General features: G+C 65.8%; 19 protein-coding genes and 1 tRNA gene. 1 reads left to right on the top strand and 19 read right to left on the bottom strand.

The window, feature by feature from the left end; all coding sequences use genetic code 11:
* From RMR04_RS12150 to RMR04_RS12135, 4 genes are all read right to left on the bottom strand, one after another.
* Complete coding sequence (locus RMR04_RS12150) at positions 1-807, bottom strand: ABC transporter ATP-binding protein (RefSeq protein ID WP_311914869.1); 807 nt, start codon at positions 805-807, stop codon at positions 1-3.
* Entirely contained in the window at positions 804-2,690 is a 1,887-nt protein-coding gene (locus RMR04_RS12145; RefSeq protein WP_410492260.1) for an ABC transporter permease, read from the bottom strand. The genes RMR04_RS12150 and RMR04_RS12145 overlap by 4 nt, the downstream gene beginning before the upstream one ends.
* 204 nt (positions 2,691-2,894) lie before the next feature.
* On the bottom strand, positions 2,895-4,112 hold the full coding sequence (locus RMR04_RS12140; RefSeq protein WP_410492236.1) for an ABC transporter substrate-binding protein: 1,218 nt from the start codon (positions 4,110-4,112) through the stop codon (positions 2,895-2,897).
* A gap of 365 nt (positions 4,113-4,477) precedes the next feature.
* The gene (locus RMR04_RS12135) at positions 4,478-6,220 is read right to left on the bottom strand and encodes an ABC transporter ATP-binding protein (protein WP_311914867.1); all 1,743 of its coding nucleotides are present in this window, start codon (positions 6,218-6,220) and stop codon (positions 4,478-4,480) included.
* A 500-nt stretch (positions 6,221-6,720) separates the two neighbouring features.
* On the opposite strand from RMR04_RS12135, the gene RMR04_RS12130 reads away from it, so the two are divergent.
* A tRNA-Gln gene (locus RMR04_RS12130) sits at positions 6,721-6,794 on the top strand.
* A gap of 259 nt (positions 6,795-7,053) precedes the next feature.
* Here the strand turns inward: RMR04_RS12130 and RMR04_RS12125 are convergent.
* From RMR04_RS12125 to RMR04_RS12055, 15 genes are all read right to left on the bottom strand, one after another.
* Positions 7,054-7,461 carry a type II toxin-antitoxin system VapC family toxin gene (locus RMR04_RS12125; RefSeq protein WP_311914866.1) on the bottom strand — a complete coding sequence of 136 codons (408 nt, stop codon included), beginning with the start codon at positions 7,459-7,461 and terminating at the stop codon, positions 7,054-7,056.
* Entirely contained in the window at positions 7,458-7,733 is a 276-nt protein-coding gene (locus tag RMR04_RS12120; RefSeq protein ID WP_311914865.1) for an antitoxin, read from the bottom strand. The genes RMR04_RS12125 and RMR04_RS12120 overlap by 4 nt, the downstream gene beginning before the upstream one ends.
* Before the next feature lie 201 nt (positions 7,734-7,934).
* Positions 7,935-8,972: a GSCFA domain-containing protein gene (locus RMR04_RS12115; RefSeq protein WP_311914864.1), complete on the bottom strand. Its 1,038-nt coding sequence runs from the start codon at positions 8,970-8,972 to the stop codon at positions 7,935-7,937.
* Positions 8,973-9,073: 101 nt separating this feature from the next.
* A complete protein-coding gene (locus RMR04_RS12110) occupies positions 9,074-10,534 on the bottom strand; it encodes a polysaccharide pyruvyl transferase family protein (protein ID WP_311914863.1) in 1,461 nt (486 codons plus the stop codon).
* Entirely contained in the window at positions 10,531-11,715 is a 1,185-nt protein-coding gene (locus RMR04_RS12105) for a hypothetical protein (protein ID WP_311914862.1), read from the bottom strand. Before RMR04_RS12105 ends, RMR04_RS12110 begins: the two co-directional genes overlap by 4 nt.
* The gene (locus RMR04_RS12100) at positions 11,712-12,896 is read right to left on the bottom strand and encodes a polysaccharide pyruvyl transferase family protein (RefSeq protein WP_311914861.1); all 1,185 of its coding nucleotides are present in this window, start codon (positions 12,894-12,896) and stop codon (positions 11,712-11,714) included. Before RMR04_RS12100 ends, RMR04_RS12105 begins: the two co-directional genes overlap by 4 nt.
* Positions 12,897-12,928: 32 nt before the next feature.
* Positions 12,929-14,239, bottom strand: a complete 1,311-nt coding sequence (locus RMR04_RS12095; protein ID WP_311914860.1) for a glycosyltransferase family 4 protein — start codon at positions 14,237-14,239, stop codon at positions 12,929-12,931.
* A complete protein-coding gene (locus RMR04_RS12090) occupies positions 14,236-16,419 on the bottom strand; it encodes a glycosyltransferase family 2 protein (RefSeq protein ID WP_311914859.1) in 2,184 nt (727 codons plus the stop codon). The genes RMR04_RS12095 and RMR04_RS12090 overlap by 4 nt, the downstream gene beginning before the upstream one ends.
* A gap of 5 nt (positions 16,420-16,424) precedes the next feature.
* Positions 16,425-17,171, bottom strand: a complete 747-nt coding sequence (locus RMR04_RS12085) for a hypothetical protein (RefSeq protein WP_311914858.1) — start codon at positions 17,169-17,171, stop codon at positions 16,425-16,427.
* Between the two features lie 2 nt (positions 17,172-17,173).
* Positions 17,174-18,427 (bottom strand): glycosyltransferase family 4 protein, encoded by a 1,254-nt coding sequence (locus tag RMR04_RS12080; RefSeq protein ID WP_311914857.1) that lies wholly within the window; start codon positions 18,425-18,427, stop codon positions 17,174-17,176.
* On the bottom strand, positions 18,424-19,269 hold the full coding sequence (locus RMR04_RS12075) for a class I SAM-dependent methyltransferase (protein ID WP_311914856.1): 846 nt from the start codon (positions 19,267-19,269) through the stop codon (positions 18,424-18,426). The genes RMR04_RS12080 and RMR04_RS12075 overlap by 4 nt, the downstream gene beginning before the upstream one ends.
* Entirely contained in the window at positions 19,266-21,548 is a 2,283-nt protein-coding gene (locus RMR04_RS12070; RefSeq protein ID WP_311914855.1) for a glycosyltransferase family 2 protein, read from the bottom strand. Before RMR04_RS12070 ends, RMR04_RS12075 begins: the two co-directional genes overlap by 4 nt.
* A gap of 61 nt (positions 21,549-21,609) precedes the next feature.
* Positions 21,610-22,431 (bottom strand): calcium-binding protein, encoded by an 822-nt coding sequence (locus RMR04_RS12065; protein ID WP_311914854.1) that lies wholly within the window; start codon positions 22,429-22,431, stop codon positions 21,610-21,612.
* 327 nt (positions 22,432-22,758) lie between these two features.
* Positions 22,759-24,117 (bottom strand): HlyD family type I secretion periplasmic adaptor subunit, encoded by a 1,359-nt coding sequence (locus tag RMR04_RS12060; RefSeq protein WP_311914853.1) that lies wholly within the window; start codon positions 24,115-24,117, stop codon positions 22,759-22,761.
* Positions 24,114-25,865, bottom strand: a complete 1,752-nt coding sequence (locus tag RMR04_RS12055; RefSeq protein WP_311914852.1) for a type I secretion system permease/ATPase — start codon at positions 25,863-25,865, stop codon at positions 24,114-24,116. Before RMR04_RS12055 ends, RMR04_RS12060 begins: the two co-directional genes overlap by 4 nt.
* Positions 25,866-26,034 lie beyond the last annotated feature (169 nt).

Below are 26,034 nucleotides of genomic sequence, written 5' to 3'. Positions count from 1 at the left end.
TCAATGCCCTCCCGAAGTCGCGCCGGAGCCGAGATAGACGGCGCGGACATTGGGGTCGCGCCGCACCTCCTCGGCTGTGCCATGGGCGATCAGCCGGCCGCGATCGAGCACGATGACGCTGTCGGAATGGGTGAAGACGACATCCATGTCGTGCTCGGTGAAAAGCACGGCAATGCCTTTGGCGGCAGCGATATCGGCGGTCAGTGCCATCAATTCGATACGCTCGCGCGGCGCCATGCCGGCGGTCGGCTCATCCATCAGCAGGAGTTTCGGCTGGTTGGCCAACGCAACCGCAAGTTCGACGCGCTTGAGATCGCCATAAGCGAGCACGCCGCAGGCTCGCTCTGCCTGCTCCAGCATGCCGACCTGGGCGAGCAACGCATCGGCGGCCTCGACATGGCGATCTCGGGCGCGCCCGAACGGGCTCCAGATCCCCCCGGCATGGGAGATCAGCGCCATCTGGACATTCTCGCGCACGGTCATCGAGGTGAAGGTCGCGGTGATCTGGAAGGTGCGACCGACGCCCATGCGCCAGACCGCGCGCGGCTTCATGCCGGTGATCGGCCGCCCAGCCAGCAAAACCTCGCCGCCATCGGGCCTGAGCTGGCCGTTGAGCATGTTGAAGCAGGTCGTCTTGCCCGCGCCATTGGGGCCGATCAGCGCCAGCATCGTACCGGCCTGGACGGAGAAGGAGACGCCGTCGACCGCGCGCACGCCGCCGAAGGATTTCTGCAGATCGCGCACGACCAGGACCGGACCTGGCGTCGCGGCGGGAATCGCCGCCTGCAGCTGCGGGACCGCGTTCATCGCCCGCCCTCCACTGCCAGCCGGGCAGCAGGCTCAGGCCGCCTCGTCCAGCGCTCGCGCAGCATCAGCGACGCGCCGACCAGCCCGCGCGGGAACAGGATGACGAGCAGCACGATCGAGAGCCCGAGCCCGAAGCGCCAATACATCGTCGCCTTCATCAATTGCTCGCTCAGGCCGGCATAGGCGAAGGCGCCGATGACCGGACCCGCCACGGTCTGCACGCCGCCGAGCAGCACCATCAGCAAAGCATCGACCGAGCGCGGGATCGCCATATAGGTCGGGAAGACCGAGCCCTTGAAGAAGGCGAAGAGCGCACCCGCGATGCCCGCGGCAAAGGCCGCGACCGCGAAGGCGACCCATTGGATGCGCATCACGTCGAGGCCGATCGCCTCGGCCCGCAGCGGGTTGTCGCGCCCGGCCCGCAAGGCATAGCCGAGCGGCGAGAAGATCGTCAGGCGCAAGGCGAGGATCGAGAGCACGCAGACGCCGAGCGTAAGGTAGTAGAAGCCGGTTTTCGAGACGGCCCAGGCCGAAGGCCAGACGCCGAGAATGCCGTTGTCGCCACCGGTCAGCTCGACCCATTGGAAGGCGGTCGCCCAGGCGATCTGTGCGAAGGCGAGCGTCAGCATGGCGAGATAGACGCCCGAGAGGCGCACGCAGAACCAGCCGAAGACGACGCCGGCGATACCCGCCAGGAACGGCGCGAAGATCAGGGCTGGCTCCATCGAAGCGCCCAACCATTTCACCGCCAGCGCCGCGCCATAAGCGCCGAGCCCGAAATAGGCGGCGTGGCCGAAGGAGGCCATGCCGCCGGGCCCCATCATGAAATGAAGCGAGGCGGCGAAGAGCGCGAAGATCACGAGTTCGGTCAGCGTCAGCAGGATATGGTCTGGCGCGACCAGCGGCGCGAGCACGAGCAGCAGGAGCGCGACCAGGCCGGCAAGCTTGGTCAGCTTGTCGGCCGGCAGCAGCAGCGGCTCGGCTGGACCATGGCCGCGCGCCCCGCCGATCGGCGCCTTGCCCATCAAGCCATAGGGCTTGACCACCAGGACCACCGCCATCACCAGGAAGACCAGCACCAGCGTGATCTTGGGGAAGATCAGGATGCCGAAGGCGTGCAGGATGCCGATCAGCACGGCGGCGAGATAAGCCCCCGTCACGCTGCCCAGGCCGCCGACGACCACGACCACGAAGACCTCCGAAATCATCGACAGGTCCATATGCAGGTTGACCGCCTCGCGCGGGAGCTGCAGCGCGCCGCCAAGACCTGCCAGCATCGAGCCGAAGGCGAAGACCGAGGTGAAGAGCAGGCGCTGGTTGACGCCGAGAGCGCCGACCATCTCGCGGTCCTGCGTCGCAGCCCGCACCAGCGTGCCCCAGCGCGTCTTCTGGAACAGCAGCCAGAGGATGAGCAGCACCAGTGGCCCGACCGCGATCAGGAAGAGCTCATAGGTAGGGAAGCGGTTGTCGAACAGGATGACGAAGCTCTTGAGGCCCGGCGCGCGCGGCCCGAGTTTGTCCTCCGGCCCCCAGGTCGCAAGCGTCAGGTCCTGCAGCATCAGCACGACGCCGAAGGTCGCGAGCAATTGGAACAGCTCAGGCGCCTGGTAGATCCGGCGCAGAACCAGGACCTCGACCACGACGCCGAGGAGCCCGACGAGGAGCGCCGCGAGCAGCACGCCGCCCCAGAAGCCGAGCGGCTCCGCCGCGCCGAAATAGCTTACGAGCGTCCAGGCGAGATAGGCGCCCAGCATATAGAGCGAGCCATGCGCGAAATTCACGATGCGCGTGACGCCGAAGATGATCGACAGCCCCGACGCAACGAGAAAGAGCGAGGAGGCCGAGGCCAGCCCGTTCAGCGTCTGGGTGAGGATGAGGTCGATCATGAAGCTGAACCTCAAGACAAAATGGGGCCGTCATCCCGGGCGACCCACCGGGTCCGGCTTTCAGCCGGCCCGACGGCAGGCTCCGGGAGACCCGGGATCCATGCCTGAACATTGACGACGATCGTTCCGGCATGGATCCCGGATCGGCGCGGCTTCGCCGCTTGTCCGGGATGACGGACGTTATACGGCAATAGAGAGCGACTACCCCGCCGGACGCAGCGTCTTCACCTCGGCATCGCTTGGCAGGTATTTCGCGCCGTCGGCATAGCGCCAATCGACCATCACGCCCTTGCCGTCCTTGACCGCGGTCTTGCCGACAAAGGCGCCCAGCGTCGACTGGTGGTCGATGGCGCGATATTCGGCCTGGCCGAAGGCGGAGGGGAATTTCAGGCCTTTCAACGCATCGACCAGCTTCTCGGTGTCGGTCGAGCCGGCCTTGGCGAGCCCGGCCGCGATCGAGTTCATCGTATCGAAGCCGACGACCGAACCGAGGCGCGGGTAGTCGTTGAACTTGGCCTTGTAGGCGTCGCGGAACTTCACATGCTCCGGCGTCTGGATGTCGGCATGGGGATAGCCGGTGACAATCCAGCCGACAGGCGCTTCCGCGCCGAGCGGATCGAGATATTCAGGCTCGCCGGTCAGCATCGAGACGACCGCCCTGCCCTCGAACAATCCGCGCGTATTGCCCTGGCGGACGAAGTTCGTAAGGTCCGCGCCGAAGGTGACGTTGAAGATCGCGTCGGGCTTGGAGGCCTCCAGCGCCTGCACGGTCGCACCCGCATCGATGCGGCCGAGCGCCGGGAACTGCTCGGCGACGAACTCGACATCGGGCTTGGCCTTCTTCAGCAGCTCCTTGAACCACTTCACGCCGGACTGGCCATATTCGTAATTCGGCGCGACCAGCGCCCATTTCTTGGCCGGGAGCTTGGCGGCTTCCTCGACCAGCATCGCCGCCTGCATGTAGGTCGAGGGGCGCAGGCGGAAGGTGTAGCGGTTGCCCTTGGCCCAGACGACGGCGTCCGAAAGCGGCTCGGACGCGACATAGAGCCGCTTGTTCTGGGCGGCGAAATCGGCGATCGCGAGCCCGACATTGGAGAGGAAGCCGCCCGAGAGCAGATCGACCTTCTCGGCGTTGATCAGGTCGCCGGCATGGCGCACCGCGTCTTCCGGCTTGCCGCCATCGTCGCGGAAGATCGTCTCGATCTTGCGACCGAGCGCGCCGCCCGCCGCATTGATCTGCTCCAGCGCCAGCTCCCAGCCCTGGCGATAGGGCTTCAGGAAGGCGGGTTGCGCCGTGTAGCTGTTGATCTCGCCCACCTTGATGGGCCCTGCCCCCTGTGCCCGCACCAGGGCGGGCGCAGCGATCAAGGCAGCGCCGGCGGAGGCGCCGGCTAGAAGTGACCGACGGTCGATCGTCATCGCTGTTCCCCGTTCTGGCCCGGTGGCGAAACGCCCCGATGCTCGTTGACAGATGTCGCATGCCGACGCCGCTGCGTCAGCCGGCATATTCATTTGTGTACTTATGAATTTGAAGAGCCCTAAATCGCTTGTCAACGCCTAAAAAACGTCAGCCTCTGCGCAAGCCGGAGGCAGTTTTCAGAGCCTGTTTCGAAACTCGCTCCGGTGAGTCGGCTGGCGCGGATTTCGAGAACCGGAGCACAGCGGACTTCATGTCCGTGAGCACCGGAAGCGCAGAAAGCCGCGTCCGACGGCCTCCGGAGTAGAGTTTCGGGCCAAGCTCTCAAGGCGCTGTCCAGGCTCCGGACAGGCCGCCTGGCCGAGCTTCACTCGGCCGCACCGAGCGGCAGGCGCAATGGCGAGATCTGCGCCTCATGCAGGGCCTGGTAGGGGCCGCCGGCGCGCACGAGATCCTCATGCCTGCCCTGCTCGGCGATGCCGTCCTCCGTCACCACCACGATGCGGTGGGCATGGCGGATGGTGGCGAGCCGGTGCGCGATGACCAATGTCGTGCGCCCGCGCGCCAATTCGCTGAGCGAGGCCTGGATCGCCTGCTCGGTCTCGGTGTCGAGCGCCGAGGTCGCCTCGTCCAGGATCAGGATCGGCGGGTTCTTGAGGAAGATGCGGGCGATGGCGAGGCGCTGCTTCTGCCCGCCCGAGAGCTTGACGCCGCGCTCGCCGACCACGGTGTCGAGCCCGGCGGGGAGGTCCGCGATCATGGCGTCGAGCCTGGCACGGCGCGCAGCCTCGGCGATATCCGCCTCGGAGGCGTCGAGCCGGCCATAGGCGATGTTCTCGCGGATCGTGCCCGCGAACAGGAAGACATCCTGCTGCACGATGCCGATCTGCCGGCGCAGGCCAGCCAGCGTCATGTCGCGGATGTCGATGCCGTCGATGCTGATGGCGCCGGAATCGACCTCGTAGAAGCGCGGCAAGAGCGAGAGCAGGGTCGTCTTGCCGGCGCCGGACGGGCCGACGAAGGCGACCGTCTCGCCAGGCGCAATGGCGAGATCGACGCCCGCCAGTACGGGCCGGCCCTTGGCATAGCCGAAGCCGACGCCGCTGAAGCGGATATCGCCTTCGAGCGCCACGGGCACGATCGCGCCCGGCTTGTCCGCGATATCGGGCTGCGTCGCGAGCAGCTCCTGATAGCGCCGGAAACCGGCGATGCCCTTGGGATAGGTCTCGATCACGGCGGCGATCTTGTCGAGCGGGCGGTAGAACACGCCGACCAGCAGCAGGAAGCCGACGAAGCCGCCGATCGTCAGCGAGCCCTGCACGACATACCAGGTGCCTGCCAGCATCACCGCGAGCTGCACCAGCCGCATGCCGAGATAGTTCAGCGCCTGGCTTGCCGCCATGATGCGGTAGGCGTCGAGCTTGGTCGCGCGGTAGAGCTGGTTGTCGCCGGCGAAGAGCGCGCGCTCATGCGCCTCGTTGGCGAAGGCCTGCACCACGCGGATGCCGCCGATATTCTCCTCCAGCCTGGCGTTGAACGCGCCGACGCGGCCATATTGCGCCTGCCAGTTGCGCGTCATGCGCCCGCCATAGCGCGCCACGATGAAGCCGGCGAGCGGCACCACCAGCGCCGTCATCAAGGCCAGATCGACATGGATATAGGCCATCAGCACGAAGGCGCCGAGGAAGGTCATCACCGCGATAAACAGGTCTTCCGGCCCGTGATGGGCAACCTCGCCGATCTCCTCGAGATCCTTGGTAACGCGGGCGACGAGATGGCCGGTCTTCTGCTCGTCATAGAAGCGGAAGGAGAGTTTTTGCAGATGGTCGAAGGCCTGCCGGCGCATCTCGGTCTCGATATTGATGCCGAGCCGGTGCCCCCAATAGGTCACGATCGCCATCAGCCCGGAATTGACCGTGTAGATCAGCAGGAGCCCCGCCCCGGCCACGAGAATCGATGGCCAGTCGCCGCGCGGCAGCAGGATGTCGACGAATCCCTTCACCGCCAGCGGAAAGCAGAGTTCGAGCAGGCCGGAGAGCACGGCGCAGCCGAAATCGACGAGGAACAGCGTCCGATGCGGGCGATAATAGGTCAGGAAGGCGCGTAGCATGGCGCTCTCATAGCAGCTTGCGCCCGGCTTGTGCCCGGTTTTTCATGCCGGGCCGGCATGCCGGAACGAGGGCCGAGCGCCGGATCGATGCGAAAAACCGGTTCCCACTTTTTCGCATCCGGCTCTGGCCTGCTCAAACTGCCTCTTTAGTGCCCTGCCCTGCCAAATATGACAAAATGGCGCATTTATGGGCAAGAAGATTAAATTAGGGACAGCCGTGCTGTCCCTTTCCTCTTGTGCAGGACCAAAAGAAGTCCTATCTCTTGTGCACCGCAGCAGAGATGCTGTGTCGCCCTCCTTGGGCGTTTCCTCCCTAGACTTCGGGCTGCGCTTCGGCGTAGCCCTTTTTTCTTTCGGGGCTATACGCGGCGCATTCGGCTGCGCGAAAGGCACGATAATCCGTCGTCGCGGCGGATCGTCCACAAGCTCGCATTCTGCACTTGCCATCCGGGCTCGGTTTGATTAGACCCCGGCTCACCAACGCGAACGCACCGCGCCGTTGGGGGATCGTCTAACGGTAGGACCCCAGACTCTGACTCTGGTTGTCTAGGTTCGAATCCTAGTCCCCCAGCCATCTTCTCTATTTCGTGAGGAAGATGGCTCCAGTTTCCAACGTATACGCTGATGTTTTAGAGCTTTCGCACTCCTGACGGAGGCGGCAGGCGCGTGAACTCGCGTGGCGACGTTCCACAGGCTGGCGCGATAGGTTGAGCCACGACCTCGACCGATGAAGCTGCACAACGGCCTCAATCGTAACCAGATTCAGCCTGACGGGAGTTGCCCAAGCCAGTAGCTGCCCGGCTCGTGCCTGAATTCGCTCAGGACCACCACCTTCATACCGCCCAGTCCGTCACCAACAGTCCCGGCACGCGCTCGAACTCCTTCTTGTTCAGCGTCACCAGCGCGGCGCCGTGGCGACGGGCCTGGGCGGCGATGAGGTAGTCGTATGGGCCGATCGGCATGCCGCTCATTTCCAGCGCGGCGCGGATTTCGCCGGCATGGGCAGCATCGTCCTCATCAAAGGGAAGGACGGCGATGCCGAGGCTCAGGAACTTCTCCAGGAGCTGTTCCGCCGCCTCGCGCCGCTCGCTCCTAGCGAAGCCGTAGCGCAGCTCGTAGAGCGCGACGACCGGCAAGGCGATGGGCGTGCCGGTGCGCAGCTGCTCGCCAAGCCGGTGGCGCAGCGCCGAGCTGCGGCCATTGACGATCCAGATGACGATGTTGGTGTCGAGGCAGATCATCCGTCGAAGAACACGCGCGGATCGGGATCAACAGGCGCATCCTCCGGGATGCCCTCGGGCAGGAAGTCCTTCGCGCCCATCGCGTCGAGCTCCGCCCAGAACCGGTCGAGGTCGATCGGCGGCTTCTCCATAGGCTCAAGGATCACCTTGTCGCCGACCTTGCTGACGCGAACCTCCTTGCCCTCGAAGCGGAACTCCTTGGGCAGACGTACCGCCTGGCTGCGACCATGCATGAACAGCTTCGCAGTGGGTTTTTCGGCTGCAGTCGACATCGCGCGATCCTTCGATATCTACCAAAGATAGATATCAGGCGACGCGCATTGCGGTCAACTCGTCGAGCAGCACTGGCAGCGCGGCCTGCGGCCGGCCTAAGGACACAACTCCGGGATCCATCGTAGGGCTCAGCGCTCTATGATGGATCCCGGCGCTCCGCTTCGCTTCGGCCAGGATGACCGCGGTGGTTCTGAGTCTAATTAAGCCGCTTCCGAGCGCGCCACCTCGCCGCTGAGATAGCTGCGCTCGAAATGGCTCATCACGCAGGAGACCATGTCGCGCGCGACATGGAGCTGGTCTTCCTGGAAGGCCAGAGCGCGCGGCGAGTTGAGCACGATCTCGTAGCTCGGGAAGTAGTCGACGAAGTCGAAGCGCCGGAAGAGCTCTTCGGCGACCGCCCGCAGCACCGATTTCGAGCCGCTATTGGCGACGATGACATCGGCGTCCTTGAAGGTCGCGCCCAGCGGCACCGGCGAGACGGTGACGACGAAGCGCATCTCCGGATGGCAATGCTCGCGGATCATCGCAATGATCTGCAGCATGTCGGCGAGCGTCGCCTCATAGCCGTAGTCGATGAAGCGGAAGCGCTCCGGCATACGCGCGAGCCAGGCCGGGCCGGGATGGGCGTTCATTGCAAGCCCGGTCTCCGCATCGAGCCAGGTCTCGGTCAGGCCCAGGGTGAAGAAGCAGATGCGCGCCTGCTTGATCGTCGCGGTCGCGGCGCTCAAGCGCTTGCGGTTGGCGAAGGCGGTCTCGCGGTCGAGCAGGCGCAGGCCGCTGGCATGCGGATCGAACCACTGGTCCGGCGCGAGTTCGATCAAGCCGTCATGCGGGTAGCTCTCGTCGAGCAGCACGCGCTTCAATTCATGCGTCATCGAGCGCACCGAATATTTGTTCAGCGCGCCCCGGCTCAACTCGCCGCCCGCGGCCCCGCCGCCACGTCCGGTCGTGGCGTCCCAGGTCTCGAAATGCTCGGCCGGCACGCCATGGCCCCTGGTGACCAGCGACAGGCCGCGCATCATCAGGACATTCTCGACCTCGCGCGCGAAGCAGGAGCCCATGGTGAAGATCGGCCAGGACGGATCGATCTGGAATTTCGGCTTGTGCTCGATCTGGATGAAATCGCCAGTGGTCAGCCGGGTTTTCGCCATCCGCTCGGCCTTGCCCGAGGTCCAGCCGCGGGCGGAATTGCCGCGCATGATCGAGAGCGCGGTGCCTGCGTCGTATTCGATCTTCATCGGTATGCTCCTGCCGCTACGGACCGCCGGCGTCGCCGCCGCGGGCCCCCTCTAGAAAACCCATCGGAAGGGCACCGGTAGGAGCCGGCCGCCCTGCCTGCTCACATCCGGTGCGGCACGCCGTTCGCCACCAGGAAATTCCGCATGCGGTCATAGGATTGGGCATAGGATTTCGAGAGCGCGTTCAGCGCCGCCTCCTGGTAGACGGCGCGCCAGCCGCCCTCCGCCAGCGCCGCTTCCGGCACGACAGGGATCTTCAGCGTCTCCGCCAGTTCCTGGCTGCGCGTGTCATAGGCGACGAGCACGCCGGGCACGCCATGCGCCACCGCCGGCAGAACGCCATGGACGCGGTAGCCGACCGCGAGGTCGAGGCCGCGGGCGAATTCGTCGTAGCGCTCGACATCGAAGAAGCTGAACAGCTTCTTCTCGTAGATCTCGCGCATGCGCGCATCGTTCGGCCCGTCCCACCAGCCGGAATGGACGAATTCGGCGACAGCCTTCTCCTTGGCGGCATCGTCGCGCAGGAAGAAGGCCTTCTCCTCCTGCTCGCCATGCGAGGACATCACCATCTCGCTCTGGCTGTCGACCTTGAGCAGGGCCTGGCGCTGGTTGCGGATATAGGTCTCGGGATTGGCCGTGTAGCTCGCGTCGAACTCGCGGCGCAGGCTGAAGGCCACTTTACGGATCTCGCGCTGGTCGGGAATCTTGATGGCGAGGTCGCGGTTGCGGGTGCGGAAGATCGAGGGGCAGCCGACGACCTCGACATTCCTGACGCCGTTATGCCGCAGGGTCTCGGCGCTGAAGGCGCCGCGCACGCCGATGGCGGCGCAGCGATCCCCGACGATGCTCCAGAACCGCTTCGAGCCCTCGGAGAGCTCGATCGCGCGGTTCAGGCTCGCCTGCGCGCCAACGCCGATGGCGTAGACCGGCAGCTTGACGCGCTCCAGCACCTCGACGGCGCGGAACCACTCCATCTTCTCATGGATGAAGTTCGAGCCGCGCACGAAGACATAGTCGAACTCGCTGGCGTAGCGCTCGATATCGGCCTCGGTCGGGTTCATGATCTTCATCGGCTCGAGATGCGCGTAGCGCAGGAGCTTCAGCGTCGAATCGTAGACGATCATGTCGCCGATGTTGAAATAGTCGGAGAGCAGCTTCTCCATCGGCGCGCGGTACCAGCGCACCTTGTCATGGTCGTAGACCTCGCCCGCCGGGTAGATCACCAGTGCCCTGAGCGCCTTCGTGGTCGCGACAGGCCTCAGATACGAGCCCGGGGCGAGCGCTCCCGTCGCCGCATCCATCACCGCGACCGCATGCGGGCGCCCGTCGGGCAGGCGCGGCAGCGGTATGGTGAGCTCGGCGACGGTCGCATCGCCGGGCACCAGGGAGCCTGGATGAATCGTGGCGTAGTCCTGCCCATCGAGCAGAAGGCGCAGGTCCGGCCAGCCGCCCTCCGGCCGGCGAGCAACCGAGACGACGATCTCGTTCGTCGTTGCGCGCAGGATCTTCATGGCCTGCCCTGTCGAGCTGGCAGCAGTGAGGTTGAGGACGGGCGCGTTCATGGTGTCTCCTTCACGATCCGGACCTTGATCCGGACGAGGTCCCGCTCCGGCCCGATCTTGCAGCCGGAGACATGTAGCTTCGTCATGAACAGGAAGGCCTCGTCGCCGGTCGTTTCGAAATTGCGTGAGGGCGAGGCCGGGTCGGCGATCGCGCCATAGGCGTAGCGCTGCTGGTCGCTACAATCCTTGCTCCACATCGTCGGATGCGTGGTGAGCGTCTGCAGCGGCGTCCAATTCAGCAGGTCGCTCGACCAGCTATAGGCGACGCGCCCGCCGACGACGCCCTTGGCCGGGTCGGGGCCGAGATGGAAGATCGCGAGCCAGCGCCCGCTTGCCTCGTGCCGCGTCACCGAGCCGACCGTCGTCGGCAATTCCTTAAGGGGCTGGCAGGGTTTCGCCTGCGACAGGTCCCCGCGATAGGGATCGACCGCGCGCAGGGTGAAATCCGCGCCGTCATAGGCCCGCCAGCTGGTCGCATCCTCGATAGTCGTCGTCTTGAACAGGCAGACGCCGGGCTTCTGCCCCTCGCCGCCCGTCGTCGCGATCAGCACATACCAGGCGCCGTCACGCTGGACGATGTTGGAGGGGTTGAAGAAGCCGCGATGGCGCCCCTGCCCGACATCCTGCCGAAAGGTCGGGGCCGCGACCACCGTCGGCGGCTGATCGGGCGCGAAGCTGCGCCCGCCATCGTGCGAGCGAGCGGCGGTCACGACATTGTACCAGCAGCTCATCGCCTCCTTGAAGCGACAGGCGCCGGGATGCTCATTGGCGTGATACTCGTCATGCATCAGCGCGAAGACGTCACGGCCATTGCCGGTCCAGGTCGCGCCGATCCAGCTGAAATCGCTGAAATCGCCGGGGTTGGCGCTGCGCTTGGCCTGGAAGGAGATGGCGCAGGACGAGGCGACCCGGTCGAGCCCGCGGCCGATCATGGCGCGGCTGCGATGGTGGCTGGCAAAGGCGACGACCTCGCCGCGGTCGTCACGATAGGCCCGCAGCGGCGCGTCGGGGATGTCCCATTGCTCGCAGCGCTGACGGGCCCAGTCGAAGACGGTCTCCTCCTGCGCGCCGGGCGCGATCTCGACGCGGTAGCCAGGCACTTGGGCGGACAAGGCGGAGGGCACTGCCAGCAGCAGCGCCGCCAGCGAACCCGCGAGCTTGGCGCGACATCGCCTCATCATGCGACCTTGCGCTCCGGCTCGGCAGCGGCCGGCTGCCCAAGCATCTTGTTGTCGACGCGGTTCTCGACCAGAAAGTCGCGCATCGCGCCGTAGACCTGGGTGTAGTTGGCGTTGAAGCGGTCGAAGCGCGCCTGCTCCCAATACGCCTCCAGGCGGAACTCCTGCCCGGAGAAGACGTCGAAGCTCGGGATCTTGAAGGTTTCCGCGAATTCGACGGTGCGGCTGTCATAGGTGAAGTAAATCGACGGCGTGCCATTGGCGAGCGCCATCAGATTGCCGTGCAGGCGATAGCCGAGCACGAGGTCGAGCCCGCGCACGAGCTGCTCATACTCGGCGACCACGTCGGAATAGAACATCCGGCTGCGATAGAGCTGCTCCATCTCCTCATCGAGGAACCATTCACTCGCCCAGCCATTCTCACGCAGCGCGGCGATCGCCTCCTCCTTCTGCTCGGGCGTGCCGAGCGCGAGCTTCTTTTCCTCGACCTCACCCTGGGCCATCAGGGTCACGTCGAAGCGCTCGGCCATCGCCTTGACCAGATCGCGATGGAAGGTGAGGTAGCGCTGGATGTCCTGGGCATAGTCCCTGGAGACCTCGCGCCGCATCGTCACCCCGACCGTCTTGACCTGGTCAAGCGCCGGCAGGCGGATCGCGAGATTGGGGTTGTTGGCGCGGAATGCCGTCGGGCAGCCGATGATGCGGACATTCTTGATGCCGAGCTCGTTGAGCACCTCGGCCGAATAGGTGCCGCGCACGCCAAGCGAGACGGTGGAATCCGCGATCAAGCGCAGCACGGTCTTGGTATCCTGGCTCAGCTCGAGCTTGCCGCTGACGGGCGCCTGCGCGCCGATGCCGAAGGCGATCACCGGGATCTTGAGCCGGCGCAGAACGTGAGCCGTCTGTTCCCAGTCCATTTCGGCATGGACATAGTTGGAGCCGCGCAGGAAGACGTAGTCGTATTCGGCATTCAGGCGGTCGATCGCCGCCGGGTCGACATGGCTGATCGGCAACGCGTCGAGCTGCTCGAAGTTCAACAGCTTCAGCGAGGAATCGAAGACGAAGGCGTCGCCGATATTGTGATAGTGGTTGATGTGGCTGGCGAGCTGACTGTGGTCGTACCAGCGCACATTATCGTGGTCGTAAACCTCCCCGGATGGGCTGATAACGAGGATGCGGGCCATCTTTGCTTTTCCCTTGTTCTGTCCGCTTGGCATCAGGCGATCATTGGCGTCGCCGTGCGGCTTGCCGGCATAGGCATGCCTCGCTCCGCGATCAGACGCTGGTAGAGCGAGACATGGGTCGCGGCGCATTCGACATGGTTGAGCGGCGGGGTGATGCCGCCGCGCAACCGTGACCACAGATCCGGCTCGCTCAGCGCCCGGGTCATGCAGTCGACGAGATCCTCTGGGCTGCCGGAGCGGAAATGCAGGCCGCTGACCTCATCGGTGATCTTCTCGGCCATGCCGCCGAGATTGCTGGAGAGGATCGGCCGGCCGTGGAAGAAGGCTTCCTGGATGACGATCGGCGAGTTCTCCCACCAGACCGAGGGCATCACCACCCAGTCGACCGAGCGCATCAGGTTCGGCATCTCATGGTTCTGGAAGGCGCCGCAGAAGCGCACGCGCCGGCCGGCGCTCTCGACGAGCTTGGCGAACTTGTCCTGATAGGCCTGCGGCTGGCGCTCGAGATTGCCGCCATAGACCAGCAGGATCGAATCCTCGCCCCAGACCGCATCGGGAATGCGCGTCACGGCGTCGATCAGCACATCGGCGCCCTTATAGGGCGTGAGCTGTCCGAAATAGGCAAAGCGCGAACGCCGCGCCGTCGGTTCCGGCAGCGGGCGCGGCGGCGCGACCTCGGGCACGTCGATCCCGTTCTCGATCACCGAGAAGCGCTCCTCCGGCAGTCCCCAATCCTGGTAGCGCTTGGCGAGGAAGCGGCTCGGCGAGATGTAGTGGTCGGCGAGGCCGAGCACGCCTTTGATGAAGGTCTCCCGCGCCAGGAAGCGGGCCGGCGAGATATCAGGGAAACAGGCGTTGCAATCCGTCGGCGAGGCCCGGTAGCAGAGCTTGAAGGCACCGGTCTTCACCATCTGGCCGTGATGGTGGCAGATCGAGAGATATTCGTGGAATGTCACCACGATCAGCGCGTCGGGCAGCGTGTCGCGCACGGCGAAGATGCATTCGAGCCCGAGCCCGATGAAATGGTGAAAATGCACCACATCAGGTTTGAGGTCGCGCAAGGCCCGGACGAAATCGCGCTCGATCTCCTCCGTGGCGCGGTTCGAGATCAGGAAGTGGTCGTAATCCTCGGCATAATAGAGCAGTTCGCCGCCTTGCTGGCGCAGGCTCATCAGCGCGGTACCGGCATGGCGCGGCGTGGGCGCGCCGACGCGGGCGAGATAATGCGTATCGACGCCCTCATGGGCCTGCAGGCCCTTATGCAGGTTGTAGGACGCGATCTCGGCGCCTCCGAGCGAAAACGACGGGTGCGCATGGGACACAACAAGAACCCGCATCTTCATCCTCTCATGTTCGAGATTGCGAGCGCCCAGCGGCGGTCGAAACTGGTCCGGTCCGCGAGCTGCGCCAGCGCCCCGATATGGGGCCGCGCCATTTCGCCGTCGTCGACGACATAGACCTCGACCTCGGGCACCCAGAGCGACGGCGCGCCGCCCATCCTGAGCTTGAGGCAGAGATCGAGCCCCTTCTCGCCGGTGGTGAAGTAGTTGCGCGCGAAGCCGCCGGCTTCGATGAAAGCGGCGCGCGACAGGACGCAGCATTCCGTCGCCCCGGCCGCGACCTCCATCGGCCCGAGATTGCCGATAGCCTCCAAGGGATAGCCGACATAGCGGTTGGAGACGCGCCGGTTCGCCCCCTCGCCGTCGAGCCAGGCTCCGGCCCAGCGGATCGAATTATCCTCGAAAAGCAGGGTTGGGCTCGCAACGCATTGGCCCCCTCGCCCGCGGAAGGCGCGCTCGAGCCGGCCGAGCCAGCCTGGCATCCTGATCTGCGCGGCGCCCGAGAGCAGGGCCACGGTCTGGAAACGGCAGGCGCGCACGCCAGCCTCCAGCGCGTCGCAGGCATCCTCGACGCCCTCGACCAGGACGAGCCTGACGGAGAGCCCGTAGAACCGCGCCAGACGCCGCGCCTCCGCGCCGATCTTGTCGAAACTCTCGCCCGGCGCCGCCAGCACGATCGGAATCGGGCGGATCTCGGGATCGATCGCGAGCAACGCGAACAAGGCGGAGAGTTCGCGATGACGATGATCGAGCCCGATCACCAGGCCGAGCGGCGCCTCCGGGTCGAAGGCGCCGACATCGAAGGTCTCGACCACGCGCGGCGGCGCGATCTCGGCCGCCTGCAGGGCCGGGGCGACCTGACGCTCGACCACGAGGTTTGCCGTCGAGGAGCGCGGATCGAGCAGGCCGAAGATGCGCTCCAGCGTCGGGCGCGCCTGGCCGCGGCCAGGCTCCAGCGGCAGGAAGGCCGGGCCGGAGCTTTCGATCTCGAACTCCAGATAGAGCGGCTGTCCGGGCTCCGGGATCAGTTTCGGCGCAAAGACGATGAAGCCGTGGCTGCTGCGGCGCGCGGCGAGAGCGGGGCCGAAACGCGGGTCCTCCATGAAGGCCGCCGAGACGTCGGGCCGCGTCACGCGCGTCCAGAGCCGGTCGATGACGCAGGATTGCGCGCCGCTGCGCAAGGTGACCGCACTGACCTTGCGCTCCGGATCGAACAGCCAGCCGATGATCAAGACGCCGGCGCTCTCGATGATGGTGGCGCTGTCGATGCCGGCGCGCACGGGTACGTCCAGCAGGCAGACCGTGTCGCGGCCGTCGAAGCGCTGCGAAGCACGGCGCAGCTTGTCGATCGTCGCCTGCGGGGCCGTGCCGCGCTGCAGGCCATCCCGCAGATGGCCGGGAACGGTGATCGGTTCGAGCAGGACATAGCGCTCATAGACTTCAAGCGCGCGCCAGCCATCGGTGCCGCGGAAGAACAGGCGCTCGATCTCGCTGGGATGGCGGATGGCGCAATCCTCCAACATGCCGAAGAAGCCACGCGCACCCTCGCCGAGATCGTCACGCTCGAAGGTGCCGGCCTCCAGCGCCGCCGGCGTGAGGCCGCCATTGGCGATCAGCAGCTTGGTGCGCCCGGGGGCGAAGTTCGAACTCCAGCCCTGAAGGAAGACGCCCTCGTCGAGCGCGCCCATCACTTCGACGAAACCGCCGGGCTTGGCGATCGATTGCAGCAGCATCCCGACCGCGCGCAGGCGGCGCGGGTTGGATTTGCCCGCCAGCAGGATCTCCAGCAAGCCATCGACCACGGTCGGGAAGGACTGGCCCGCCTCCTCCGCCAGCGCGGCCAGGAAGGCCTGCAGCGGCAGTGGCTTCGGCGACAGGATCAGGCGCAGCGGCCGACCCGGGCGCCCAAGCAGGATGGCGCCCGGTTCGGCGCGGTCGGCTGACGGCGCGGGCGCCAGGCACAGGAAGCCCACCGCCATGGCGGGCTCGGCCTGGGGCCGGCGCCAGGTCAGCGCCATGGTCTCGACCTTGTTGCGTGGATTGCCGTCGACGGCGACCGGAACCTTGCCCGGTATCGCGTCGCAAGCGCTCATGATCAGGATCGCGTTCTCGCCCAGCGGCGTCCAGGCGACGGTTGGAGCGGGACTGAGGCGCGTTCGTTCGGGAACGATGACTTCGCTCATGGACATCACCGATCAACCAGCGTCACGGCGAGCGTGACAAAGGACAGGAGAGCGGCAAGCCCCGACAGAAAGCCGAGAATGACAGTGACCTGCCGCAGCGGAGCACGCGCTTCCTTGCGGATGGTGACCAGCCGCTCGTCGAAGCTCGCCAAGGTTGCGTCGAAGCGCAGCTGGAAGATGTCGAGTTCGGCGAGACGCCGGGTGATATGATCCTCCCGCACCGCCTCCGCCTCGGTATCCCGCGCCGGGGCGCGGTCCTCGTTCAGGCGCAGGGCAATCTGGTCGAGCTTTTCGCCAAGCTCCTTCTGCGCGATCTGCGTGCGCCGGTTCAGCGCGATCAAAGCCTCGACGCGATCGAAGAAACGGGCCAGCGGCACCGCGATCGCCGCCTCCGCCGCAAGCTCCGCCGGCGGTGGCAATCTGAGTTCGAGCTCCGCGCCGGTGCTCGGCGAGACGCCGACAATGGTCAGGTGATCGCGCGCCGCGGCGACGGCATCGTCGAGTTCCATGGCGAAGGCGTGCTTGCCGTCACCGATGCCGTTGCGGCGCAAATCGATCCGAGCCTGATCGGCCGTCGCCTCCTGGACCGGCGCGCCATCGCGCAGCAGCTTGACCGTCAGACGCTCCTCGGGGCGCGCCTCGTCCCAGATCCAGCCATGCAGCCGGTTGCCGTCGAGCGCATCGACACGGCCGTTCAGGCGGGCCGGCGTGACATTGGGCATGCGGGTCGTGTCGTCCTGGTTCTGCGCCATCGTCATGCCGCCACCGGGAGCTTGAGCCTGTCGAACAGACCAAGATGCGTCAGCGCGCAATCGGCCATGCCGGGCTGCGGCGCGATGCCCTCGACGAGGCGTTGCCAGAGCCCGTCTTCCTCGATCGCGCGGCGCAAAATGCGGGCAAGATGCGCCGGGTCGCCCGGCCGCGCATGCAGGCCGTCGACGCCGTCGCGCACCATCTCGGCCATGCCGCCGATGCCACTCGTGATCACCGGGCGACGATGCTGGAACGCCTCCTGGATGACGAGCGGCGCGTTCTCCCACCAGATCGAGGGCATCACCACCCAGTCGATCTCGCTCATCAGGGCCGGCACGTCCTCGCGGCGATAGGGACCGCAATGGGTCACCACGCCGCCGGCTGCCGCCAGCGCCTGGCTGAAAGCGGTGGTGAAGGCTTCGGTCTGGAACGGCGCGCCGCCATGGATGCGCAGTTCGAAACCGGTTTCGCCGGCGGCCTTCATCAGCTTCGCCGCCTGCAGCAGGGGCAAGGCCCCCTTCCAGGGATTGATGTTGCCGAAATAGCCGAAGCTCGTCCTGCGTCCCTGCGTCGGGCGGTGCGCAACCGCGTCCTGCGCCGGCCGGGCATTGGCGATGACCTCGATCTTCTCGCCGGGCAGTCCCCAGTCAAGATAGCGCTGGCGCAGGAAATGGCTCGGCGCGACGAAGCGATCGACCGCGGCCAGATGCGTCTTGAGGAAGCGCTCACGCAGCAGGAAGCGATCCGAGCCGATCTCGGGGAAGCAGCCATGGCAGGCCGTCGGCGAAGCGCCGGAACAGCGCTGCTTGTCGGTCGGCCGCACCATCAGCCCGTCATGGTGGCAGATCGGATAATAGTCGTGCAGCGTCATCACGATCGTCGCGTTCGGCAGCAGCCGGCGCGCCAGCGGCAGGAACTCCGCACCGATCAGGACGAGATGGTGGATGTGGATGACGTCCGGCCGGAATTCCTGCAGCAGCGTCGCAAGATCCTGCAGCGTGCCGTAATGGTCGATCTGGCTGAGATGAAAGCGGTCGAAATGGCCGCTCCAGAGCAGCACGTCGCCGCCTTCGCCGGTCGCCTGGAGGGCGGTGCCGGGATGGGGCTGCCGGTGAATGCTGTTGGTGGCGCCCAGGAACAGCACCTCGCAGCCCTGCTCGCGATAGCTCTGGGCGAGGTCATGAGCGAAGATCTCGGTCCCGCCGGGATGCAGGTCCGGATGATTATGCGCGACGACGAGGATGCGGCGCGTCATAGGTTGTGCTCCGGGCCACGCTCCGGCTTGATGGCGATCAGCAGGTCCTGGTAATGCGCCGCGCTGATCCCGCGCCAATGGCCGCGGCTCAGGCTGGAGACGGCCAGGCCGGCATTCTGCGTCGTTTCGAGCAGGAAGTCCGCGTCGATGCCGGCAGCTGCCAGCGGCGCCTCCTCGATCGCGTACCAGCCCGGCCCGTCCTGCCAGCGCTTGAACTTCAGGCGCTCCTGCCCCGTGCTCTGGCCGTCGAGCGCGAAGGCGGTCAGGAAGAGCCGGCCACCGGGAGCCAGCAGCCGCGAGGCCTCGTTGACATAGACCACCAGCTCGTCGGGCGGCAGATGGGTGGCGACCGACACCATCGTGATGAAATCGAAGCTGCCATTGGCGAAGCCGAACTGCACCTCCGTGCCCGGCAGCGAGCCTTGCGGGTTGTAGAGCGGATGGGCGATGTCGAGCCGCTGGAAGCGGAAGCGCGGATAGGCCGGCGTGATCGTCTGGGCGCACCACAGGATGCCGTCCATGACGGGGTCGACACCGTCATAGCTGCCGCGCTCGGGGTCGAGATATTGCGTCAGAGGCACCGCCATGCGGCCGATGCCGCAGCCGATGTCGAAGACGCGTTCCGTCGGCGACAACCGGCCCAGACGGACGAAATGACCGAGGAATTCCGCGCCGATCGTACGATAATCGCCATCGCCGACAAAAATACTGTCCGGCGGCGGATGCGGCAGGAAGCGGTTGGTCTGGACCGAGGCCAGCAGCCAGTCGAACTCCGGCCCGACCGGGCAGCTGGGAAGCGCCGGTTCGGGCGCAATGGGTCTCAAGGCCAGTGTCGCCATCATGCTGCTGTCGCTCTCCTGAGATTGGCGCGGGGAAGGATGTCGGGCTCGCGCAGGGACGGCTTGCGCGCCAAGGCCGGGGCGTCGATCTCGCCCATCAGCAATTCGATCTGCGCGTCCCAGCGCCGGGTCTGGAGCCAGGAATTATGCTGCGAGGCAACGCCGCGCGTGTAGTCGAGGCTCTTCGAGATCGACTGCCGCTCGAGATGGTAGAGCGCCACGCTGGGCGCATAGACGATGTTGAAGCCGGCGCGCCTTATCTTCAGGCAAAGATCGCTGTCCTCGTAATCGCCGATGACATACGCGTCGTCGAAGCCGCCGATCTCGGTGAACAGCGCCCGGGACATGACGATGCACGCACCGGTGACGCCCGGCACCGGCCGCTCGACATTCGCCGGAGCGTAATGGCCCGGCATGCCTTTGAAGTAATGATGGTTGAGCCAGCAGCCTTTGCTGTCGCGCTTGAAGTAGAGCCCCGCATGCTGCAGCGAGCCGTCGTCGTAGAGCAGCTTTGGCCCCACGGCGCCGACGCGATTGCGCCGGTCGAGCTTGCGGATCAGCGCCGGCAGCCAGCCGTCGCGGGCCGGGATCACATCGGAATTGACCAGCGCCAGTGCCTCGCCGCGCGCCAGGTTCGCGCCTGCGTTGCAGGCGGCCGAGAAGCCGCCATTGCGGCCCATCACGACGAGCTGCATCGGCAGGCCATAAGCCAGGTAAAGCCCGCCCAGGAGATGCGCGACCTCGGCTTCATGCTCGGGCGAGTCGAGCACATAGATCAGCTCGGCTTTGTCAGCGAACCAGGAATCCCCGGCGAAGGCCGGAATCTGGACGCGCAGGAACTCGTAGGCGCGATAGAGCGGAATCACGACCGAAGCGGCTGGACGCGCCGGGGCCTTACCGAAACGCTTGATGCGCGGCTCCGGCCGATCCTCGCGCAGCTGCGCCTGGCAGGCGGCAAGCATCGGGGCCAGCGTCCGCTCCATGATCTCGGCCGTCAGATGCTGAGGCGGGATCGCGGCGAGCGCCCGGGCGCGGACGGAAACAGCATCGGCCGGCTGGAGGGCCGGACGCAGGAACAGCGACGTGCCGGATTTCAGCTTCAATTCGCAGCGCGGCTGCAGAACCGGCGCGCCGGCCGCGTAACCGGGAACGAGGGCGGCAAACCCCGTCGCGGCACGAGGCTCATTGCCGGGGCTTCCCGCCAACAGCGCCGGAAAGCGCTCCAGGCGGTCAAGGATCGGGGTCGCGGCCCCCTCGCCGCGATGAAGCAGCATCTGATCGAGCAGGCCGTCGGGATCGCGGAACCAGCCACCCAGCAGCAGGCCGCCGGCATTGCACAGCGCGATATCGAGCTCCGCCGAAGGCAGGTCGTCGCTGCGGCGGACATTCTGCACCGCGAGCGGCGAGCGCCGCTGCATCTCGATTGCGAGCAGCCTGCCCTGCTCCGATAGCCCGGAGAGCTGCTCGACGATCCAGTTGCGCAATCCGTCGCGCGTGCTGGACTTGCCGGCCCACCATCGGCCGAGCGACGGGGCCGCCTGGCGGGCCGGCAAGGCACGAATGACGAAACCGGTCTCGCCCTGGAGAAGGAGCAGACCAGCGCTGCGCGCCGGCCCCTCATCCAGGATGAAATGCAAGGCACGCTGCCCCGCCCGGTCGATGGCCCCCAGGCGTGGCCGGGCGTCGAGGCGGTTGAGGCCCGCGCTGTCGAGCCGGTGGATGGATTTGATCGGGCTGAGCCCGCCTTGCACCGAGGTTTCGACAAGGATCTTGCCCTCGACCAGCACGGCCACGGGCAAGGCCGGTGCGGGCTTGGGCGAAAGGCAGAGCAGGAACTGGCGCAGGAACGAGAGATAGCTCGCCGTCGTGGACAGGCCGAACAATGACGGCCAGGGACCGACAAGCGCGCTTGCAAGCGCCAGCCTCGCCTTCGGCGTCAGGTCGCGCAGAATCTCTTGAGGCTCGGTCATGCCATGGACCAGGGCCGGATCGAACCGCGCGGTGATGTCGCCGGCCGTGCCTTGATCTGAAAGCGTCGCGACGATGCCGTCATGCCCGCCATGGCGGAAAGCGACGACGACGCGCTCGCGGCCGTCACTCAAACCGAGCGTGACCGCAGCAGAGGCCAGGCGCCTGCCACCACCGACCAGCGAGACGCCGGGACGGCCGAAAGACGGCGCATCGAGCGTCCACGACAACAGGAAGACCGATCCGCTGAGCCGGAACAGGTCGAGATGCGTTGATGCAGTGTCCACCGCTTGGGCGGGCGCAAGTGTGAGCATGAGGCGACATCCGACTGAGCTGGGCGCGACGCCGGCCGGTGAGGCCGGCGTCGCAGTTTCGTCAGGCGACCGAGAAGTAAGCGTGTGGATCGCTCTGGACGTCTTCGGCCGTGACGCCGACGAGGGTCAGCGTATCGCCATGGCCGAGATCGATGATGGCGTTGCCGCCAACCGTCGTCGCACGCGCCGCCACATCCTCGGCGGAGTGAACGCCCGTGCCGTTGATGTCCGAGGCAATCTGCAGCATGTCCGAGCCGGCCTGGAAATCGAGCACGACATCGTTGCCGCCGCCACCGGCGAAGACGAAGACGTCATGGCCAGCGCCACCCGAAAGGATGTCGTCGCCCGCGCCGCCGAACAGCAGGTCATCACCCGCCCCACCTTGCAGGATGTCATTGCCGGCGCCGCCAATGAGCACGTCATTGCCCGCACCGCCCTGCAGAAGGTCGTTACCTGCACCGCCGAGGAGCAGGTCGTTGCCGGCACCACCTTGCAGGATATCGTTGCCGGCGCCGCCGAGCAGGATGTCATTGCCGGCGCCGCCCTGCAGGATGTCGTCCCCCGCGCCCCCATCCAGGATGTCGTCGCCGGCTCCACCGCTCAGGAAATCGGAGCCGTCATCGCCGAACAGGGCGTCATTGCCCGCATCGCCGGACAGGAAGTCGTCGCCATGCCCGCCAAAGAGGACATCGTGACCGCTGCCGCCGAAGATGGCGTCATCGCCGGTATCACCGAAGATCACGTCATTGCCGCTGTCGCCGAAGAGAAAATCGTCTCCGCCGCCACCGTGAATGAGGTCATGCCCGGCGGCGCCATGAATGACGTCGCTAAACCGGCTGCCTATCAAAAAGTCGTCGAATGCACTTCCTTCTATCGTGGCCATTAGTCACCTCCTAGGCGATCTGAAAGCACCGCCAGGTCTACGGAACCAAGCCGCAGCGCCCCCTGGGTTTCGGTGCCGTTCCGATGGACGCTAAAGAAGCACGCCATCGCTCGACAAGACAGAGACTAGCCAATATGTGCAGCGCAGCAAGCATTTTATTGTGACCATTTTGCGATGCAGCAAGATTTATACTTTAAGTATCGCGATTTAATCTGGAAAACGCTCCAAAATAATCTCGAAATTCGAAACGATATATCCGTAGCAATCTTCTAAAATTCGCGAAATATCCAACAAATACCATCCAAGCCATTGTTTTCGCTGAAGAAATTAGTCCTCTCGGAAGGCCCGATGGAAGCTGTCGGTGATGGGCGAAAGCAGATAGTCGACCGCGCGGCGCGAGCCGTTGACGATCAGCACCTCGGCCGCCATGCCGGCCTGCAGCGAGATTTTATTTTCGGCGAGGCTTTCGGGCCTGATCTCGGCGCGCACGATGAAGTAGGCCGCGCCGGTCTTGTCGTCGACGAGCTGATCGGCGGCAACATAGTTGACCGTTGCCAGCAGGGGCGGCAGCAGCCGGGCGTTGAAGGCCGTGAGCCGGATACGGGTTTCGGCCCCCATCCGCACGACATCGATGTCGCGCGGATCGACCTTGGCCTCGACGATCAGCGGCTCATGCTCGGGCACGATGTCGAGAATGGCCTCGCCCGCAGCGATGGCGCTGCCGGCGGTGCGCATCCGGATATTGGCGACGATGCCCTCCTGCGGCGAGAGGACGACGAGACGCCGCAGGATATCCTGCGCCTGGATGATCCGCTCGACCACTTCCGACAGCGACAATTGAGTATCCTGCAGATCCTTGGCGATCTCGCTCTGGCGATCGAGCCCAATCGAGAGGATCTCGAGATTGGCGCCGGCCACCGCTTGCTCGGCCTTGGCCTTGCGCGCCGCCATCTCGCCGGCGCGCCCGGTCAACTCGCTCTGCTTGGTCTGGAGATCGACGAGCTGGGTGCGCTTGGCGTAGCGCTTCTCATAGAGCTCGCCGACGACGCGCGTCTCTTCGTCGATCAGCGTGCGTTGATAGCGCGTTGCGTCGATCTGGGCCTGAAGCGCCTCGGATTCGGCCTGATACTGCTCGATGACGCGCTGCTGGATGCGAATCTTTCCGTCATAGACCTGCGCACGGGCGCGAAACAGCGTGCGCTCGGCCACCATGACCTCGCGCGCGATCGGCGTTTGCGCCCTATCGATATCGTCGGGAAAATCGATTTCGGCGGTACCCGTCTGTTCCGCCTTGAGCCGGGCGAGCTTGGCCTCGAAACCGACCCGCTTGCCCTGGAGCTGCTGCAACTCGGCCTTGGCGCGGGCATCCTCCAGACGTAGCAGCGGCTCGCCCTGGGTGACGCGATCGCCTTCGCCCTTGAGCAGCATCTTGAGGACGCCGCCCTCGAGATGGCTCACCGTCTTGCGCTTGCTGTCGACGATGACGGTGCCGGCTGCGACCGCGGCGTTGTCGAGATGGGCGGTCAGCGCCCAGGCGCTGAAACCGCCGAAGCCGACAGCGATTGCCGCCACCCCAGCGAGGATGAGGCTGCGCAGCGTCGGCACGCGCTCATCGTCCGGCTCCTCGGCTTGCGAGAACGGAACGAGCGACCGGCCAGGCTCTTTCAGCATCGGAAGCCCGCTCATGCCGTCACCTCGCGCACTGGCTTGGGCTGCTCGGCTTGCTTGGCCGGCTCCATCTCGACCAGGCCACTGGGCGTGATCATGCCGGCGATCGCGGAACGCGGACCGAACTGGTTGATGCGGCCCTCGCGCAGCACCAGGATCTTGTCGACCACCTGCATGATCGAGGGCCGGTGCGCGATCAGCACCACGATCGCGCCGCTCTCGCGCGCCGCATTGACCGCGCGGATCAGGCTCTGCTCGCCCTCGGCATCGAGATTGGCGTTGGGCTCGTCGAGCACGACCAGGCGCGGCGAGCCGTAGAGCGCGCGCGCCAGCCCGATGCGCTGGCGCTGGCCACCCGAAAGCTTGAAATCGCCGTCATTGACATTGGTGTCGTAGCCGAGCGGCATGCGGCCGATCAGCTCGTGCACGCCGGCGATGCGCGCGGCCTCCAGGATGGCGTGCGGATCGGGATTGCGCATGCGCGCTATGTTCTCGGCGATAGTGCCGTTCAGCAGTGAGACCGATTGCGGGAGATAGCCGACCATGTCGCCGAAGGAGCTGCGCTCCCAGAGAAAGACATTGTGGCCGTCGAGATAGACCCCGCCGACATTCGGCTTGAGCACGCCGACGAGCAATCGCGCCAGGGTCGACTTGCCGGCGCCCGACGGCCCGACGATACCCAGGACCTCGCCCGGCTCGAGCGTGAAGGAAACGCTCTTGATCACGGTCTGCTCGGAGCCTTGCGGCGCGAAGACGACGCGGTCGATGACGAGATCGCCCTGCGTCCGCGGCGTCGGCACGGTCTGGCGCTGCGAGACGCGCGACTGCACCAGATCGCGCACCCGTTTCCAGGCGGAGGCTGCCAGCACCCATTGCCGCCAGTCCGAGATCATCGAATCGAAGGGTGCGAGCAACCGGCCGAGCAGGATGCTCGCCGCCATCAGCGTGCCTGCCGAGACCTCGTTGCGGATGATCAGCACGGCTCCGGTGGCGTAGATCGCCAGCTGCATGGTCATGCGCGAAGAGCGCGTCAGCGCGGCGATGAACTTGCCGCGCCTTGTGCCGAGGTCGAGATGCTCGATCATGGCCAATTGCTGGCCGCGCCAGCGCTTGGCCAGCGCCGGAAGCATGCCCATCGCCTCGATCGTCTCGGCGTGCCGCAGGCTGGCGCCGACCTCGTTAATGCTGGCGACGCCCGCCTCGTTGGCCTCCTTCAGGATGCGCCGCGTCAGCAGGTCGGAGAGCACACCGAGGATGAGCAGGATCAAGAGCGATACGGCGCCGACGAGGCCGTAGATCGGGTGGAAGATGAACAGCACCGCCAGGAAGATCGGCGACCAGGCCGCCTCCAGCGGCGTCGCGATCGCCGAGCTCGCAATGAAATAGCGGATGTCGTTGAGGTCGCGGATCGCCTGCGTGGACTGGCCGGAACCCTGCTCGAGCGAGGCGGTGACCGCCGCCTGCAGCGCCGGCAGGTTGAGCCGGCGCGCGAAGATGCTCGCCATCGCCTGGAAAGTCAGGGAGCGGATGAACTCGATCGTGCCATAGAGCGCGAGCGCCCCGACCGCGATCACCAGGAGCATGGTCAGCGTATCCAGGCTGCGGCTGACCACGACGCGTTCCTGCACCTGGATCATGAACAGCGGCACGGTCAGCAGCAGGATATTGACGCAGAAGCTCAGGAAGCCGGCATAGGCCAAACCTCCCGCAAAAGAGCGCTGCAAATCTCGGATCAAGGCGTCGGGCGCCTGCGTTGCAGCCTTCATTCACATCTCCGGATGAGAATCTACGACGGCCGGACGCGAGCCCTAGAACCGAAGCGACAGTTTGCATGCACAATTAACAGCATGCTATTCGGCTCGTGTCGAGAGTATGACAGAATAGGTTGTCATAACAATCGAACAAAGCCGACAATTAAGTCAAAAAGATGCGATA

It is taken from the genome of Bosea sp. 685, assembly GCF_031884435.1.
Lineage (GTDB): Bacteria > Pseudomonadota > Alphaproteobacteria > Rhizobiales > Beijerinckiaceae > Allobosea.
The sequence above is the reverse complement of the archived record's forward strand: the minus strand, read 5'-3'. Positions and strand labels throughout refer to the sequence as shown.

What these genes read in the sequence shown, in the direction of transcription:
- RMR04_RS12150 (WP_311914869.1), bottom strand. Translation starts at nt 807, where the DNA reads ATGAACGCGGTCCCGCAGCTGCAGGCGGCGATTCCCGCCGCGACGCCA.
- RMR04_RS12140 (WP_410492236.1), bottom strand. Translation starts at nt 4,112, where the DNA reads ATGACGATCGACCGTCGGTCACTTCTAGCCGGCGCCTCCGCCGGCGCT.
- RMR04_RS12135 (WP_311914867.1), bottom strand. Translation starts at nt 6,220, where the DNA reads ATGCTACGCGCCTTCCTGACCTATTATCGCCCGCATCGGACGCTGTTC.
- RMR04_RS12125 (WP_311914866.1), bottom strand. Translation starts at nt 7,461, where the DNA reads ATGATCTGCCTCGACACCAACATCGTCATCTGGATCGTCAATGGCCGC.
- RMR04_RS12120 (WP_311914865.1), bottom strand. Translation starts at nt 7,733, where the DNA reads ATGTCGACTGCAGCCGAAAAACCCACTGCGAAGCTGTTCATGCATGGT.
- RMR04_RS12115 (WP_311914864.1), bottom strand. Translation starts at nt 8,972, where the DNA reads ATGAAGATCGAATACGACGCAGGCACCGCGCTCTCGATCATGCGCGGC.
- RMR04_RS12110 (WP_311914863.1), bottom strand. Translation starts at nt 10,534, where the DNA reads ATGAACGCGCCCGTCCTCAACCTCACTGCTGCCAGCTCGACAGGGCAG.
- RMR04_RS12105 (WP_311914862.1), bottom strand. Translation starts at nt 11,715, where the DNA reads ATGATGAGGCGATGTCGCGCCAAGCTCGCGGGTTCGCTGGCGGCGCTG.
- RMR04_RS12100 (WP_311914861.1), bottom strand. Translation starts at nt 12,896, where the DNA reads ATGGCCCGCATCCTCGTTATCAGCCCATCCGGGGAGGTTTACGACCAC.
- RMR04_RS12095 (WP_311914860.1), bottom strand. Translation starts at nt 14,239, where the DNA reads ATGAAGATGCGGGTTCTTGTTGTGTCCCATGCGCACCCGTCGTTTTCG.
- RMR04_RS12090 (WP_311914859.1), bottom strand. Translation starts at nt 16,419, where the DNA reads ATGAGCGAAGTCATCGTTCCCGAACGAACGCGCCTCAGTCCCGCTCCA.
- RMR04_RS12085 (WP_311914858.1), bottom strand. Translation starts at nt 17,171, where the DNA reads ATGGCGCAGAACCAGGACGACACGACCCGCATGCCCAATGTCACGCCG.
- RMR04_RS12080 (WP_311914857.1), bottom strand. Translation starts at nt 18,427, where the DNA reads ATGACGCGCCGCATCCTCGTCGTCGCGCATAATCATCCGGACCTGCAT.
- RMR04_RS12075 (WP_311914856.1), bottom strand. Translation starts at nt 19,269, where the DNA reads ATGATGGCGACACTGGCCTTGAGACCCATTGCGCCCGAACCGGCGCTT.
- RMR04_RS12070 (WP_311914855.1), bottom strand. Translation starts at nt 21,548, where the DNA reads ATGCTCACACTTGCGCCCGCCCAAGCGGTGGACACTGCATCAACGCAT.
- RMR04_RS12065 (WP_311914854.1), bottom strand. Translation starts at nt 22,431, where the DNA reads ATGGCCACGATAGAAGGAAGTGCATTCGACGACTTTTTGATAGGCAGC.
- RMR04_RS12060 (WP_311914853.1), bottom strand. Translation starts at nt 24,117, where the DNA reads ATGAGCGGGCTTCCGATGCTGAAAGAGCCTGGCCGGTCGCTCGTTCCG.
- RMR04_RS12055 (WP_311914852.1), bottom strand. Translation starts at nt 25,865, where the DNA reads ATGAAGGCTGCAACGCAGGCGCCCGACGCCTTGATCCGAGATTTGCAG.